Consider the following 15252-nt stretch of genomic DNA (forward strand, 5'->3'; position numbering starts at 1 on the left):
TCAGTTCCCTTCGGGGGTGGTGGCGGGGACGGAGACAAGAGGGGGGACGAGCGGGGTGGCGGTGATCCGCAGATCGGGGCCGAGCCGGGCGACGTCGGTGACGTCGAGGCGCAACGCCCGCGCGATCGTGCCGATTCCGGCGTCACCGAGGACGGCCGGTCCGGCGCCGAGGAGGGCGGGGGCGAGATAGCCGACGACCCGGTCGACGACCCCGGCCGCGAGGAACGCGCCGGCGAGGGTCGCGCCGCCCTCCAGCAGGACCGAGCGCACCTCGCGGGCGTACAGCTCGGCGAGCAGGGCGGGGATGTCGAGGCCGGCCTCGGCCCGCGGCAGACGTACGGTCAGGGCACCCGCCAGGTGGCGGGTGTCGGCGTCCTCGGCGACGGCCACGAGCGTGGGTGCCGCCGCGTCCAGGACCCGGGCCGTGGGCCGGATCGTGGCGTGGGTGTCCACGACGACGCGCAGCGGCTGGCTCGCGCCGTCGACGCCGCGCACCGCGAGGTGCGGGTCGTCGGCGCGCAGGGTGCCGGAGCCGACCACGACGGCGTCGGCCTCGGCACGCAGCCGGTGGACGTCGGCGCGGGACTCGGCGGAGGTGATCCAGCGGCTGGTGCCGTCGGCGGCGGCGCTGCGGCCGTCGAGGGTGGCGGCGTACTTCCACAGCACGAAGGGGCGGCGGCGCAGGACCGCGGTGAGCCAGGCGGTGTTGCCGGCCGCGGCCTCGTCGGCGAGGAGGCCGCCCGCGGTGTCGACGCCGGCGGCCGCGAGGGTCGCGGCACCGCCGGTGGCGGTGGGGTTCGGGTCGGCGACCGCGTAGACGACGCGCCCGATGCCCGCGTCGATGAGCGCCTGGGCGCAGGGGCCCGTGCGGCCGGTGTGATTGCAGGGTTCGAGGGTGACGACGGCGGTGGCACCGCGGACGTCGTGCCCGGATTCCGCGGCGTCGCGCAGGGCCTCGACCTCGGCGTGCGGACCGCCGGCGCGGCGGTGCCAGCCCTCGCCGAGCGTGCGGCCCCGGGCGTCGAGGACGACGCAGCCGACGACGGGGTTGGGGCTGGTGGAGCCAAGGCCGCGGGCGGCGAGCGCGATGGCGCGTCGCATCGCTTCGGCTTCGGTCACGGTGCCCACCGGGGTCCTCCTGCCTCTTCGGGCACGGACTCCGGGGCTGTCGTACGGGACGACGAAGAGCGGGTACGCCGCAACGGGGAAATACACCGAAGGTCAGGGTGGGGCCGTCGTCCACGAGGGGACGGACCACCTGCGACGGTGTGCCGATGCGTGCCCGCCGCGCACTGCCTCCCATCCGGACTTTAACCGTCGGTCCAGGAATTTCACCTGGTCAACCGGCCGCTGGCTGCGGACGGGTCGCGGACTGTAACCGCCGGTTCGGACTTTCACCGACCCCGGAGTGCGCTGCGTAAATAACTTTCGACCTTATGGTACATGGCGCCTGACCTGCGGGTTTGATCACTCCGCAGCTCCGACGACTCCGAGCGTACGCCGCCGGGCGCCGCGATGTCCACGGGGATTTGACACGGCACCTCGGAGCTGGACCACCACTGGACGGGAACTGGAGCGGAGCTGGACGGCCGCCCGACCGGCCCTGGGGCACGCCCGACGGCGGCCCCCGACCGGCGGCCCGGATTCCACTTGCTTACCCGCCGTTCAGGACTTGGTTCAGACCTATTGACGCACTGGTCTAGTCCTCTTAACCTCTGCCACACCTCCGAGGAGACGGCCCGCCGGTCTGCGCAGACCAAGGGCCACAGCACGTCGCACCCCCCACGCACCGCTCAGCCGAGCCCCCCACTGGAGGAAACCGATCGTGTTGTTCCGCAAGAGACCCCCTCGCACCCGGACCCGGGTCACCCTCGCCGCGGCCGGCGCCGCGGTCACCGGACTGCTGCTGGGCACCCTCACGGCGACCGCCTCGCACGCCGAGGACCAGTCCGCCTGCCGCCCCGACGGGCTCTACGCCACCCCCGGCGTGAACGTCCCGTACTGCTCGGTCTACGACGCCGCCGGCCGCGAGAAGATGGGCGCCGACCACCAGCGCCGCGTCATCGGCTACTTCACCGGCTGGCGCACCGGCAAGGACGGCACCCCCGCCTATCTCGCCTCCGACATCCCGTGGGACAAGGTCACCCACATCAACTACGCCTTCGCGCACGTCGACGGCGGCAACAAGATCTCCGTCGGCGCCGACGGCGCCGGCAACCCGGCCACCGGGATGACCTGGCCGGGGGTGGCGGGCGCCGAAATGGACCCGGCCCTCCCCTACCAGGGCCACTTCAATCTGCTGAACAAGTTCAAGAAACAGCACCCGAACGTCCGGACGCTCATTTCCGTGGGCGGCTGGGCGGAAACCGGCGGCTATATCGACGAGAACGGGAAGCGCGTCGACGCCGGCGGCTTCTACCGGACCGCGACGAACGCCGACGGCTCGGTCAACCAGGCCGGGATCGACACCTTCGCGGACTCCGCCGTCGCGTTCGTCAAGAAATACGGATTCAACGGCCTCGACATCGACTACGAATACCCGACATCCATGAAGGACGCCGGGAACCCCAAGGACTGGGCGCTCGCCAACGCCCGGCGGGGCGGTCTCAACAAGGGCTACGCGGCGCTGATGAAGACGCTCCGGGAAAAGCTCGACCGGGCCGGCGCGGCGGACGGGAAGCACTATCTGCTGTCCGTCGCCGCACCGTCGTCCGCGTATCTGCTGCGCGGCATGGAGACATACCAGACGACGAAGTACCTGGACTACGTCAACGTGATGTCGTACGACCTGCACGGCGCCTGGAACGAATTCGTCGGGCCGAACGCCGCGCTGTACGACGACGGGAAGGACGCGGAACTCGCCAAGTGGGGCGTCTACTCCACGGCACAGTACGGCGGCACCGGTTATCTGAACGGCGACTGGGCGTACCACTACTTTCGCGGGGCCCTGCCCGCGGGGCGGGTCAATCTCGGCCTGCCCTATTACACCCGCGGCTGGAAGAACGTCACCGGCGGTACGAACGGCCTGTGGGGCACCGCGAAGACCACTTCCTGTCCCGCCGGATCCGGCCTGACCAGCTGTGGTGACGGCGCGGTCGGCATCGACAACCTCTGGCACGACAAGGACGACGACGGCAAGGAGTCCCCGGCCGGTTCGAACCCGATGTGGCACGCGAAGAACCTGGAGAAGGGCGTCGTCGGCGACTACGCCGGGACATACGGATTCCCGGCCGGCACCAAGCTCACCGGCAGCTACACCCGCCGGTACGACTCCACGCTGACCGCCCCCTGGCTCTGGAACGCCGAGAAGAAGGTCTTCCTCTCCACCGAGGACGAGCAGTCGGTCAAGGCCAAGGCCCAGTACGTGATCGACAAGGGGCTCGGCGGCACGATGATCTGGGAGCTCGCGGGCGACTACGGCTGGAACGCCGGCAAGGGGCAGTACGAGGCGGGCGACACCCTCACCACCACGCTGTACGACGCCTTCAAGTCCGCCCCCGGCTACGGCGGCCGGCGTGCCACCACCCAGCTGCCGACCGAGGCGCTCGATCTGGACGTGAGCCTCACGAACTTCCCGCTCGGCGACTCCAACTACCCGGTCAACCCGAAGATCCGTATCACCAACAACACCAATGCCACCGTCCCCGGCGGCTCGGAGTTCCAGTTCGACTACGGCAGCTCCGCACCGGGCAACGCCAAGGACCAGTCGGGCTGGGGCCTGAAGGTGATCCGCAGCGACCACACCGCCCCGAACAACATCGGCGGCCTCAAGGGCGACTACAACCGGGTCTCGGTGAAGCTGCCGGACCGGCAGCCGCTCGCGCCGGGGGCCTCGGCGGAGCTCGACTTCGTCTACTACCTGCCGGCCGCCACCCCCTCGAACTGGACCGTGAGCTTCGGCGGGAAGACCTACGCCCTCGCCGGTGACCTGGCGCGGGGCACGACCGTCGTCGACCCGGGCGGCCCCACCCCGACCCCGACCGGCACCCCCACCCCGACGCCCACCGCCACCCCGACCGGCGGGGCCTGCGCGGCACCGTCCTGGAACAGCGCGAACGCCTACAACGGAGGTGCCACCGTCTCCTGGAAGGCCCACTCCTGGAAGGCCAAATGGTGGACGCGGGGCGAAGAGCCCGGCACCACCGGCGAATGGGGGGTGTGGCAGGACCTCGGCAGCTGCTGAGGCATCCACCCGTCCCCCACCGGCCGGCCCCGGGGCGTCCTCCCGCCCGATCCCCGGGGCCGGCCCTCGGACGCCGACGACGCGCACGCGGGGTCGACCGGCGCGGGCCCGTCGGGAAGGATGCGGGGCGATGACCACCACACACAAGCGTGCGGACCCCCGGGTGCGCCGCGCGCGGATCGCCGTGGCCGCGATCTTCGCCGTGCACGGCGCCGTCACCGGCAACTTCGCCGCCCGCGTCCCATGGGTCCAGGAGCACACGGGCATCAGCCCCGGGCAGCTCGGCATCGCGCTGGCCTTCCCCGCGATCGGCGCCTCGGTCGCGATGCCGCTCGCGGGCCGGATCAGCCGCCGTTTCGGCTCGCGCGCCGCGCTGCGCGGACTTCTCGTCCTGTGGTGCGCCGCCCTCGTGCCGCCCGCCTTCGCCCCCGGCCTGCTCGCCCTGTGCGCGGCGCTGGCGGTGTACGGCGCGACGGCCGGGATGGCGGACGTCGCCATGAACGCGCTCGGTGTGGAGACCGAGGACCGCCTGGGCCGCTCGATCATGTCCTCGCTGCACGGGATGTGGAGCGTCGGCGGGCTCGTGGGGGCGGCGGTGGGTGCCGTCGCCGCGCACGCCGACGTCGACGCCCGGATCCAATTCGTCCTCGCCGCCACCGCCCTGGCCGTCATCGGCGCGGTCGCCTGCCGCTGGGTCCTCGATCTGCGCACGGCCGCGGAGGAACGGCCGACGACGGAGCGGAGCGGGGGACGGGGTCGGGGTCTGCTGCCACCGCGCTCCGCGCTGCTGATCGGCGCGGTCGGATTCTGCGCGGTCTTCGCCGAGGGGGCGAGCCTGGACTGGTCGGCGGTCTATCTCCGTGAGGTCGTCGGCTCCGGGCCGGGCGTCGCGGCCGCGTGCACCACGGTGTTCTCGTGCACGATGGCGGCGGCCCGGTTCGCCGGTGACGCGGCGGTACGGCGGTTCGGCCCGGTGCGCACCGTACGGGTGGGCGGGGTGGCCGCGACCGCGGGCGGGGTGCTGGTGGTGACCGCGGCCGGCCCGGTGCCCGCCATCGCCGGCTTCGGTCTCGTCGGCCTCGGCATCGCCGTCGTCGTCCCGCTGGCCTTCGCGGCGGCCGGGCGCAGCGGCGCGGACCCCAGCCGGGCGATCGCCACGGTCGCGACGGTCACGTACACCTCGGGCCTGATCGCCCCGGCGGCCATCGGTCAGATCGCCGACGCCACTTCGCTGGTGGTCTCGTTCTCGTCGGTGACCGCCTTGACCGCGGGGTTGGTGGCCGGAGCGGGCGTCCTGCGGGCTCCGGCCCGCGGGGCGAGCGCGCACCGCGCGGCCTCCGCCACGAAGACCTGACGCGCCGGTACCCCGGACACGACTCCGCGGGCCGTACGGCGGGCCCACGAGGGGTCCGGCGTACGGCCCGCGGGGCGGACCGTCGTGTGCCAGCCGTCAGAGGCTGATGATCAGCAGGTTGTGGCCCTTGTCGTGGTGGCCGTAGCCGCCGTGGTTCTTCCCGTGGTGGCCGTAGCCGCCGTCGTGGTCGTCGTTGTGGTGGCCGTAGCCGCCGTTGTGGTGGCCGTTGTAGTGGCCGTTGTGGTCCCCGTTGTGGTGGCCCCACTTGTGGTCGCCGTTGTGGTCGCCCTTGTGGTGCCCGTTGTAGTGGCCGTTGTCGTCGTCGCCGTTGTGGCGGCCGTTGTGGTGCCCGTTGTCGTCGTCGCCGTTGTGGCGGCCGTTGTGGCCCCCGTTGTGGTGGCCGTTGTCGTCGCCGTTGTGGTGGCCCCACTTGTGGTCGCCGTTGTGGTGGCCCCAGTTGTGGTCGCCGTTGTGGTGGCCCCAGCCGTCGTGGTCGCCCCAGCCGTCGTGGTCGCCGTTGTGGCCGTGGCCCCAGCCACCGCCCCAGCCACCCAGCCAGGCCCAGAGACCGTCGTTCCAGCCGTTGTGGTGGCCGAAGCCGCCGTAGTTCCAGCCGTTGTGGTGGCCGTAGCCGCCGTTGTGGCCGCCGTTGTGGTGGCCGTAGCCGCCGTTGTGGCCGCCGTTGTGGTGGCCGTAGCCGCCGTCGTGGTGGTCGCCGTCGTGGTCGCCGTCGTGGTGACCGCCGCCGCAGCGACGGTGGCAGTCACCGTCCCGGTCGTGGCCGTTACGGTCGTCGTCGTCGTGACCCCACACCGCGGCGGGGGCCTGCGGTGCGGCCTGGGCCACCCCGGACATCGGCACGATGGCGGCGGCGGCGACGATCGCGGCGGCTGCTGTGCGGCCGACGAGCTTGCGCATGTATGTCTCCCTGTTTGCAGGAATCGGACACAGGGACGCATACCTCGCACACACCGGGCAGTAGCGGTTGTATCGGGTCATACAGTCGTACGGGGGGCGAATTGGGCCGGTCGTCGCAACGCGCTGCGCCAACCGGACGCCCACGGCGGCGGGGAGCACCGGACGCCCCCGCTTAGCATGGTCCGGATCCATTTCAAGAACACAGGGAGCAACCATGGGCCTCGGCGTGCGCTGGACTCTGCACGGCGACGGGCGCACCCCCGCCCCCGGAGCGGTCGTCAGACCCGACGAACGGCTCTCGTGGCCCCGCACCGCAGGCCTCGGCGCGCAGCACGTCGTGGCGATGTTCGGAGCCTCGTTCGTCGCTCCCGTACTGATGGGCCTGGACCCCAACCTCGCCATCATGATGTCGGGCGTCGCCACGATCATCTTCCTGCTGGCGACCCGCGGCCGGGTGCCCAGCTACCTGGGCTGCAGCCTCTCCTTCGTCGGCGTCGCGGCCATCATCCGGGCGCAGGGCGGCGGCAGCGCGGCCGTCACCGGCGCGATCCTGGTGGTCGGCGCGGTGCTGTTCCTGAGCGGTCTCGCGGTGAAGAAGTTCGGCGCGCGGATCATCCACGCGGCGATGCCGCCGGTGGTGACCGGTGCCGTGGTGATGCTGATCGGGTTCAACCTCGCGCCGGTCACGGCGAGCACGTACTGGCCGCAGGACCAGTGGACGGCGCTGCTCACCATGCTCTTCACCGGTCTGGCCGTGGTGTGCCTGCGGGGCTTCTGGTCGCGCGTCGCGATCTTCCTCGGGCTGCTCTTCGGCTATGCCCTCTCCTGGGTCCTCGACCGGGTCTTCGGGCAGATCCACTCGGTGCACGGCGGCCCGGAGGCCGTCGACCACTGGCGGCTCGACCTCTCGGGTGTCTCCAAGGCGGACTGGGTCGGCCTGCCCTCCTTCCACGCCCCGAGCTTCGGCTGGTCCGCGATCCTGGTGGCGCTGCCCGTCGTCATCGCCCTGATCGCGGAGAACGCCGGTCACGTCAAGGCGGTCGGCGAGATGACCGGCGACCCCCTGGACGACCAGCTGGGCACCGCCATCGCCGCGGACGGCGCGGCGACGATGCTCTCCACGGCGGTGGGCGGCCCGGCCAACACCACGTACTCCGAGAACATCGGCGTCATGGCGGCCACCCGCGTCTACTCCACCGCCGCCTACTGGGCCGCGGCCGGTTTCGCGCTGCTGTTCGGCCTGTGCCCGAAGTTCGGCGCGGTCGTCGCCGCCGTACCGGGCGGCGTGCTGGGCGGGATCACCGTCATTCTGTACGGCATGATCGGCCTGCTGGGCGCGCAGATCTGGGTGCACAACAAGGTGGACCTGCGCAATCCGCTGAATCTGGTGCCGGTCGCGGCGGGCGTCATCATCGGCGTCGGCGGGGTGAGCCTGAAGATCAGCGACAATTTCGAGCTGAGCGGCATCGCGCTCGGCACGATCGTCGTCATCACCGGCTACCACGTGCTGCGTGCCCTGGCGCCGGCGCACCTCAAGCAGCAGGAGCCGCTGCTGGATTCCGGTACGAGCGGCTACGACGGCACCACCGGCGAGGGGCCCGCGGGCCGCGCGGGCTGACGCCGCCACCCGCCCCCGGCCGGGGCCGTTCATCCGTTCCGGTACACCGCTCCTCCGCGTCCCCCTACGTTCCGTACACGCCTGTCACTCTGTGCGCATGACGACGACGCGGGCGGAGCCGAACGTGCCCACCGGGATCGACGGGGTGCTGACGCGGATGCGGGAGCTTCAGGCGGCACTACCACCGGGTGACGGGGTGGCCGTCTTCAACCGGGTGTACCTGTCGGTCACCGAGGAGATCGGCCGGCGCGTGACGACGGGCGCGTTCGGGAATCCGGTCGCGGCGGCGGAGCTGGACGTCCGCTTCGCCGGGCGGTATCTGGCGGCGGTGGACCGCTGCTCCTCCGGTCGCCGGCCGCCCGCCTGCTGGCGGCCGCTGTTCCAGATGCGCGGCCACCCGGCCGTACGGCCCCTGCAGTTCGCGCTGGCGGGCATCAACGCCCACATCGGGCACGACCTGGCGCTCGCCCTCGCCGACACGTGCCGGATCCTGGGTGTCGAACCCCGCGCGCTGGAGGGCGACTTCGACCGGATCGGCGGGCTGCTCGTCGCCCTGGAGGAGCGGATCCGCGAGGAGCTGATGCCCGGCCCGGATCTGCTGGACGTCGCCGATCCGCTGACGCATCTGGTGGGCTCGTGGAGCCTGGAGGCCGCGCGGGACGCGGCGTGGGCGTCGTTCCGCGCGCTGTGGGCGGTGCGCGGACTGCCCGATCTGGCGGCGGAGTTCACCGACCGCGTCGACGCGAGCGTCGGCCTGGTGGGGCGCTGTCTGCTCACCCCGCTGGGGTGAGGCGGGAAGACCGAGGGCCCTGGAACCTCGGCGGTCCCAGGGCCCTTCACCGGTCTCAGTCCTCCGGCAGTTCCACCGGAGCGATCTCGTCGTAGACGTCACCGGGGCCGGGGTTCGTGGCGTCCGTGCCGCCGCCGAAGAGGTTCATCACGCCCCACACCGCGTTGAGCGCGGTCTGCACCGCGCCCTCGGCCCAGCCGGCCGTCCAGGAGATGTCGTCGCCCGCGAGGAACAGGCCGCGCTTGTCCTCGGGGAGGCGGTCCTGCATGAAGTGGGTGAACAGACGCCGCTGGTAGCGGTAGTGGCCCGGCAGGTTGGCCTTGAACGCGCCCATGAAGTAGGGCTCGTTCTCCCAGGAGACGGTGACCGGGTTGCCGATGATGTGACGGCGGATGTCGACCTTGGGGTAGATCTCGCCCAGCGACTTGAGCATGACCTCCATGCGCTCGTTCGCCGAGAGCGGCAGCCACTTGAGGCTGTCGTCGCACCACGTGTACGACAGGCAGATGACGGCCGGCTTGTCCGGGCCGTCGTCCAGCAGGTACGTACCGCGGGTCATCCGGTCGGTGAGCGTCATCGACATGACGTCCCGGCCGGTCTCCTCGTCCTTGTCCAGCCAGAACGGCCGGTCCACGGGAACGAACAGCTTGGACGACTCCATGTAGTGGGTGCGCTCCATCGCCGTCCAGTGGTCGATGGGGAAGAGCGAGTCGTCGCACTCGATCTTCGACAGCAGCATCCAGGACTGCGCGGTGAAGACGGCGGCGCGGTAGGTGCTGATGTCGCCGGTCGCGTCGGTGACCGTGATGCGGTTGCCGGCCGTGCGGTGCAGCCGGGTCACGGCGGGGCGGGGCTCGCCGTTGTGCAGGGAGGAGAGCGAGGTGCCCTGCGCCCAGTGGACGATCTTCTCGGGCTCGCGCTCCCAGAGGCGCAGCGGCAGCTGCTGCGAGCCGCCGACGATGCCGCGGTGGTGGTCGTCGGCCTCGGTGTAGACGACGCGCAGGATCTCCAGGATGGAGTTGGGGAAGTCGGTGTCCCAACCGCCCGTACCGAAGCCGACCTGGCCGAAGATCTCGCGGTGCTTGAAGGACTTGAAGGCCTCGGACTCGCAGAGGAAGCCGTAGAAGGTCTGGTTGTCGAGCTTCTCGACGAGCTTCGCCCAGATCTCACGGATGCGCGGCACGTCGCGCTCGCGCATGGCCTGGTTCATGTCGGAGAAGTCCGCACCCTCCTCCAGGCAGGCGTTCCACGCGTTCATCACGTCGCGGTAGACCTGCGGCAGGTCGTCGACGGTGACGGCGTAGTGGGACTCGCCCTTGAGGTCGACGACCGTGGAGGGGGTCTCGGGCGCGAGCGGGTTGGGGAACGGCTTGGTCTCCAGCCCGACGAGGTCGATGTAGTGCTGGAAGGCGGTGGAGGACGGCGGGAAGCGCATGGCGCCCATCTCCGCGGTCAGCGGCCCGCTGTCGCCCTCGGCGTCACAGCCCTCGAAACCGACCGTCCGCAGCCGCCCGCCGATCTGGTCCGCCTCGTAGACGACGGGCTTGAGGCCCATCTTCATCAGCTCGTACGCGGCGATGATGCCGGACAGCCCGCCGCCGATGACGGCGACCTCGCTGCCGTGCTCGGTCGCCGGTATCTGGCCGAGGCCCGCCGGGTGGGCGAGGTAGTCGTCGTAGGCGTACGGGAAGTCCGGGCCGAACATGGTGATCGGCGGCGCGGCCTGGGCCTCGGCGTGCTGCTCGTCGTGGACGGCGGTGGGCACCGTGGACGTCATCGGCGGGACTCCTACTGGCAGGGGGTGTGGGAGGACTGGGGGAAGAGCTGGGGGGGTCTGAGGTGACGGACCGGGGCCGGACCGGCTCAGGTGAGCCGTCCGTACAGCTCGGGGCGGCGGTCGCTCAGATAGGTGTTCTCCGCGCGGGAGGCCTTGAGCAGTGCGGGGTCGACGTCGGCCACGATCAGGTCCTCGTCGGCCCCCGCCCGTGCCCGTACCGTCCCGTCGGGGGCGGCGAGGCAGCTGAGACCGGCGAAGGAGAAGTCGCCCTCGGTGCCGCAGCGGTTGGCGTAGGCGATGTAGAGCTGGCTCTCCCAGGCGCGGGCCGGGACGATCGTCTGGGGGACGATCTCGTACGGGCGCATCAGCGCGGTCGGGGTGAGCAGCAGCTCGGTGCCGGCCAGCGCGTGGGCCCGGACGGGCTCGGGGAACTCGACGTCGTAGCAGATCAGCAGGCCGAGGCGGAGGCCCTCGAAGTCGGCCTGGACGACGGGCTCGTCGCCGGGCCGGAAAGAGGTGGTCTCGAAGTCACCGAAGAGGTGGGTCTTGCGGTAGTTGGCGAGGCGCTCGCCGTCCGGCCCGATGAGCTGGAGGGAGTTGAAGATCGCCGCCGGGTCGGCGCCGTCGCGCTCGGGGTAGCCGTAGCCGATGGCCAGGCCGTGCTCGGTGGCGATGCGCGCGACGGCCCGGGCGCCGGGGCCGTCGGCGGGCTCGGCGAGATCGCGGACCGCGTCGCCGAGGGCGTACCCGGTGAGGTACAGCTCATTGGTGAGCAGCAGCCGGGCGCCGGCGGCCGCGGCGCGGCGGGCGGCGCCGGCCAGGGCGTCGAGGCTGTCGGCGGTGGAGGTGGGAACGCCGCTGGGGCCTTGGTACAGCGCGATACGCAGCGGCGTCATGCGTCCTCTTCAGCCGATGGGGCGGGTGTGGCGAACAGCCATGTCAAACAGGTATTCGTCAGACATTCATCAAGACGCTCTGACGGTACGGGTCGCTCTCTCGACCGGACAAGGCGCGACCGTTGCGCACCGACGGACGATTCGTTGCGCGTTGACCGCCCTTCGCGCCGATTCGTTGCGCGGGGCGACCGGAGGTTGATCGACAACGCGCCGAGGTGACTCACCGGTAGCTTCCGGCCCCGGCGGGTGAGGTCCCGCTCAGGTCCGGGGAACGTCGGAGCCGGCCGGCCGGCCGAACCCCGTCACCGCGTCGCGCACCAGGCCGCGCAGCCACCGGTGGCCGCCGTCCGCCTCGTGCCGCGGGTGCCAGGCCATGGAGATCTCCAGCGGCGGCAGCTCCAGCGGGATCTCGAAGGTCCCCAGGCCCAGGGCGGCCGCGGCCGGTGCGCCGAGCCGCTCGGAGACGATGCCGACGGCGTCGGTGCCGGTGAGGACGTGCAGCGCCGCACCGAAGGTGGGAACGGTGCCGAGGACACGGCGACGCAGCCCGTGGGCGGCCAGGGCGTCGTCGATCGGACCGGACAGCCTGCCGCGCCGGGAGTCCAGCAGATGGCTCGCGGCGGCGAAGCGGCGCAGCGTCACGGTCCCGTCCAGCAGCGGGTGGCCGGCCCGGGCGACGCCGACCATGCGGTCCTCGATCAGCGGCTCGACGCGGACCTCCGGTTCGTCGCGGTCGACGACCCCGATCTCCAGGTCGACGGCCCCGTCGCGCAGGGGTGCCACGCCGGTGGGTCCCTCGGCGAGGAAGCGCAGGGTGACGCCGGGGGCCTCGCGGGCCACCCGGTCGAGCAGTGCGGCGCCGAAGGCCAGCACGTTGCTGTCGTGGGCGCTGAGGGTGAAGGTGCGGACGAGGCCGGAGGGGTCGGCGGGCTCCTCGGCCGCGAAGAGCGAGCGGGCGTCCTCGAGCAGCCGGCGGACCCGGTCGCGCATGGCGAGGGCGCGCGGGGTGGGGACCATGCGCTGTCCGGCGCGGACGAGCACGGGGTCGCCGAGGGCCCGGCGGATCCGGCCGAGGGTGCGGCTCATGGCGGGGCCGGACAGGCCGAGCCGGTCGGCGGCCGCGGTGACGGATTCCTCGGCGAGCAGGGCGTCGAGGGCCACGAACAGATTGAGGTCGATTCTCGACAGGTTCCCCGCGGCCTGCGGTCCGCTCGCACCGGACTCGTCGCTCATGCCGCGAGCACCGGCCGCGTGCCGTGCGCGGGGAGGCGGTCCGTGGCGGGCCCGCTCAGGAGGGCGCGCCGGAGCTGAAGCGGCGCAGCAGCGGGGAGAGCACCAGCACCGACTTGGTGCGTTCGACGAACGGCTCCCCCGCGATGCGCTCCAGCACCCGCTCGAAGTGGCGCATGTCGGAGGCGAAGACCTGGACGATGGCGTCCGCCTCGCCGGTGACGGTCGAGGCGGACGCCACCTCCGGGTAGCGCGACAGGCCGCGGTGGATCGCCTCGGGTGAGGTGTTCCGGCGGCAGTAGATCTCGATGAAGCCCTCGGTCTCCCAGCCGAGCGCCGCCGGGTCCACCCGGACGGTGAACCCGGTGATGGCGCCCTCGGCGCGCAGCCTGTCCACGCGCCGCTTGACGGCGGGCGCGGACAGGCCGACCTCGGTGCCGATGTCGGCGTAGGAGCGCCGGGCGTCCTCGGCGAGGGCGTGGACGATGCGTTCGTCGAGATCGTTCAGTCGCACTGCGGGTGGATCACTTCTCTAGGGTTACCTGCGTTTCCTCCAGGGCGAGCCGCGAGCGGCTCTTCCCGTACAGGAAGTAGATCACGAGTCCGACGGCCATCCAGCCGCCGAACCACTGCCAGGTGATGCCGGGCAGGTTCAGCATCATGTACACGCAGAAGCCGAAGCCGATGGCCGGGAAGACCGGGGCGAGCGGAATCCGGAGCGAGCCGAGCTGAATGCTGACTCCGAACAGCGGCACCTTGAAGCTGCGCTTCATGTCCGGGCGGGTGAAGAACAGCACGATGACGGCGATGTTCACGAGGCCGAAGGCGAAGAGCGTGCCGATGCTGGTGGCGTTGGCGAGCTCGCCCAGCGGCACGGCCGCGGCGAGGAGACCGCAGAACACCGAGACGATCACGGTGTTGGCGCGCGGCACGCCGGTCTTCTCGTGGACCTTGGAGAAGGTCTTGGGCACCAGCCCGTCGCGGGACATCGCGAAGAGGATGCGGGTCTGGCCGTAGAGCACGGTCAGCACGACGCTCGCGATGGCGATGACGGCACCGGCGGCGAGGAGCACGGCCCAGAAGCTCTGACCGGTGACGTCCTTCATGATCCCGGCGAGTGCGGCCTCGGAGCCCTCGAAGTCGCCCCACGGCATGGCGCCGACGGCCACCGCCGCGACGAGCACGTAGATCGCGGTCACGATGAGCAGCGACAGCATGATCGCCTTGGGCAGGTCCTTCTTCGGGTCCTTGGCCTCCTCGCCCGCCGTGGAGGCGGCGTCGAAGCCGATGTAGGAGAAGAACAGGCTGGCGCCGGCGGCGGAGACGCCACCGAGGCCGAGCGGCATGAAGGGCTTGTAGTTGCCGGCGCGGATGCCCATGAAGGCGACGGCGCAGAAGAGCAGCAGGGCCACGATCTTCACGCCGACCATGATGGTGTTGGCGCGGGCGCTCTCCTTGGCGCCGCCGAGCAGGAAGGCCATGCACAGCAGCACGACGAGCAGCGCGGGCAGGTTGAACCAGCCGCCGCCCTCACCGGGCGGGTTGGACAGCGCGGCGGGGATCGTCACGCCGATCGTGCCGTCCAGCAGCTCGTTGAGGTACTCGCCCCAGCCGACCGCGACGGCCGCGACCGAGACGCCGTACTCCAGGATCAGGCACCAGCCGCAGACCCAGGCGATGATCTCGCCGAGGGTCGCGTAGGCGTAGGAGTACGAGGAGCCGGAGACCGGGATGGTGCCGGCCAGCTCCGCGTAGGACAGGGCCGAGAAGAGCGCGGTGAGGCCGGCGAGGATGAACGACACGACCACGGCCGGGCCGGCCTTCGGTACGGCCTCGCCGAGCACCACGAAGATGCCGGTGCCGAGGGTGGCACCGATGCTGATCATCGTCAGCTGCCACATGCCGAGCGACCGGCGCAGCGAACCGCCCTCGCCCTGGCCACCCTCGGCCACGAGCCGCTCGACGGGCTTGCGCCGCATCAGACGGGCGCCGAGACCGGCGGTGGGCCGCGGGGACGACTGGTCGTCGCCGGTGGCGGGTGGCGCTGTGCCCTGGTCCAACACTGGGTGGCTCCGTTCATCGTGCCGGTCGAGGGCAGGGGCCGACGGCGGGCCACTCGGGGGGTGCGGACACGACGAAGCCGATGTCCGGAAAACGAGGGGGACCGCCGAGCAAGCGGTACCCGCCACTCCACGTACAGCGCAGACCCTACGAGGTGGGTGCCTGCGCTCGTAATGCACCATCCTTGCGTATGCGCGTACGAACGTTGCGCGCGGGGGCCCGGAATGGGTGATCGTTGCACGCCTCATCATGAATCGGTACATGTCGCCGCCCGGCGGCCGCGCGGGAGGAACCTGCGGGAACCTCCCGTTCCGAGCTGTTCGGCGGGGGTTCGGAAGATATTCACGGGGCATGGGCGGACATTCGCGCGGCATAAAAACGGCAGGAAGGACGCGGGGAGGACGGGGAAAAGCCGAAGGGGCGCG

At 71.6% G+C, this 15252-nt stretch carries 11 protein-coding genes and 1 riboswitch; of the genes, 4 read left to right on the forward strand and 7 right to left on the reverse strand.

Going from position 1 to position 15252, the window contains the following annotated elements; all coding sequences use genetic code 11:
• Positions 1–1101 carry a bifunctional diaminohydroxyphosphoribosylaminopyrimidine deaminase/5-amino-6-(5-phosphoribosylamino)uracil reductase RibD gene (ribD, locus tag FHS38_RS12050; protein ID WP_184733765.1) on the reverse strand — a complete coding sequence of 367 codons (1101 nt, stop codon included), beginning with the start codon at positions 1099–1101 and terminating at the stop codon, positions 1–3.
• 184 nt (positions 1102–1285) lie between these two features.
• Positions 1286–1416: riboswitch (FMN riboswitch) on the reverse strand.
• 409 nt (positions 1417–1825) lie between these two features.
• Between ribD and FHS38_RS12055 the strand changes: the two genes are divergently transcribed.
• Complete coding sequence (locus FHS38_RS12055; protein ID WP_229822394.1) at positions 1826–4183, forward strand: chitinase C-terminal domain-containing protein; 2358 nt, start codon at positions 1826–1828, stop codon at positions 4181–4183.
• Positions 4184–4313: 130 nt separating this feature from the next.
• The gene (locus FHS38_RS12060) at positions 4314–5537 is read left to right on the forward strand and encodes an MFS transporter (RefSeq protein WP_184733529.1); all 1224 of its coding nucleotides are present in this window, start codon (positions 4314–4316) and stop codon (positions 5535–5537) included.
• A gap of 96 nt (positions 5538–5633) precedes the next feature.
• On the opposite strand, the gene FHS38_RS12065 is transcribed toward FHS38_RS12060, so the two are convergent.
• Positions 5634–6455, reverse strand: coding sequence for a hypothetical protein (locus tag FHS38_RS12065; protein ID WP_184733530.1), 822 nt, complete (start codon positions 6453–6455; stop codon positions 5634–5636).
• A 214-nt stretch (positions 6456–6669) separates the two neighbouring features.
• Here FHS38_RS12065 and FHS38_RS12070 point away from each other — a divergent pair, with 214 nt between their 5' ends.
• Both FHS38_RS12070 and FHS38_RS12075 read left to right on the forward strand, forming a co-directional pair.
• Complete coding sequence (locus FHS38_RS12070) at positions 6670–8073, forward strand: uracil-xanthine permease family protein (protein ID WP_184733531.1); 1404 nt, start codon at positions 6670–6672, stop codon at positions 8071–8073.
• 97 nt (positions 8074–8170) lie between these two features.
• Positions 8171–8863 carry a DUF5995 family protein gene (locus tag FHS38_RS12075; protein ID WP_184733532.1) on the forward strand — a complete coding sequence of 231 codons (693 nt, stop codon included), beginning with the start codon at positions 8171–8173 and terminating at the stop codon, positions 8861–8863.
• Positions 8864–8918: 55 nt separating this feature from the next.
• On the opposite strand, the gene FHS38_RS12080 is transcribed toward FHS38_RS12075, so the two are convergent.
• The 5 genes from FHS38_RS12080 to FHS38_RS12100 all read right to left on the reverse strand — a co-directional run bounded on the left by FHS38_RS12080 (position 8919) and on the right by FHS38_RS12100 (position 14829).
• Positions 8919–10640: a flavin monoamine oxidase family protein gene (locus FHS38_RS12080; RefSeq protein WP_184733533.1), complete on the reverse strand. Its 1722-nt coding sequence runs from the start codon at positions 10638–10640 to the stop codon at positions 8919–8921.
• Between the two features lie 86 nt (positions 10641–10726).
• Positions 10727–11536: a carbon-nitrogen hydrolase family protein gene (locus FHS38_RS12085; protein ID WP_184733534.1), complete on the reverse strand. Its 810-nt coding sequence runs from the start codon at positions 11534–11536 to the stop codon at positions 10727–10729.
• Between the two features lie 258 nt (positions 11537–11794).
• Complete coding sequence (locus FHS38_RS12090; protein WP_184733535.1) at positions 11795–12769, reverse strand: LysR family transcriptional regulator; 975 nt, start codon at positions 12767–12769, stop codon at positions 11795–11797.
• Between the two features lie 55 nt (positions 12770–12824).
• The gene (locus tag FHS38_RS12095) at positions 12825–13280 is read right to left on the reverse strand and encodes an Lrp/AsnC family transcriptional regulator (protein WP_095580789.1); all 456 of its coding nucleotides are present in this window, start codon (positions 13278–13280) and stop codon (positions 12825–12827) included.
• A gap of 10 nt (positions 13281–13290) precedes the next feature.
• Positions 13291–14829 carry an amino acid permease gene (locus FHS38_RS12100; protein WP_184733536.1) on the reverse strand — a complete coding sequence of 513 codons (1539 nt, stop codon included), beginning with the start codon at positions 14827–14829 and terminating at the stop codon, positions 13291–13293.
• Between the last annotated feature and the right edge of the window lie 423 nt (positions 14830–15252).

It is taken from the genome of Streptomyces netropsis (assembly GCF_014203545.1).
Taxonomy (GTDB): Bacteria; Actinomycetota; Actinomycetes; order Streptomycetales; family Streptomycetaceae; genus Streptomyces; species Streptomyces netropsis.

Coding starts and splice junctions, on each gene's coding strand:
- FHS38_RS12070 (WP_184733531.1), top strand. CDS start 6,670: ATGGGCCTCGGCGTGCGCTGGACTCTGCACGGCGACGGGCGCACCCCC.
- FHS38_RS12065 (WP_184733530.1), bottom strand. CDS start 6,455: ATGCGCAAGCTCGTCGGCCGCACAGCAGCCGCCGCGATCGTCGCCGCC.
- FHS38_RS12060 (WP_184733529.1), top strand. CDS start 4,314: ATGACCACCACACACAAGCGTGCGGACCCCCGGGTGCGCCGCGCGCGG.
- FHS38_RS12085 (WP_184733534.1), bottom strand. CDS start 11,536: ATGACGCCGCTGCGTATCGCGCTGTACCAAGGCCCCAGCGGCGTTCCC.
- FHS38_RS12090 (WP_184733535.1), bottom strand. CDS start 12,769: ATGAGCGACGAGTCCGGTGCGAGCGGACCGCAGGCCGCGGGGAACCTG.
- FHS38_RS12075 (WP_184733532.1), top strand. CDS start 8,171: ATGACGACGACGCGGGCGGAGCCGAACGTGCCCACCGGGATCGACGGG.
- ribD (WP_184733765.1), bottom strand. CDS start 1,101: ATGCGACGCGCCATCGCGCTCGCCGCCCGCGGCCTTGGCTCCACCAGC.
- FHS38_RS12080 (WP_184733533.1), bottom strand. CDS start 10,640: ATGACGTCCACGGTGCCCACCGCCGTCCACGACGAGCAGCACGCCGAG.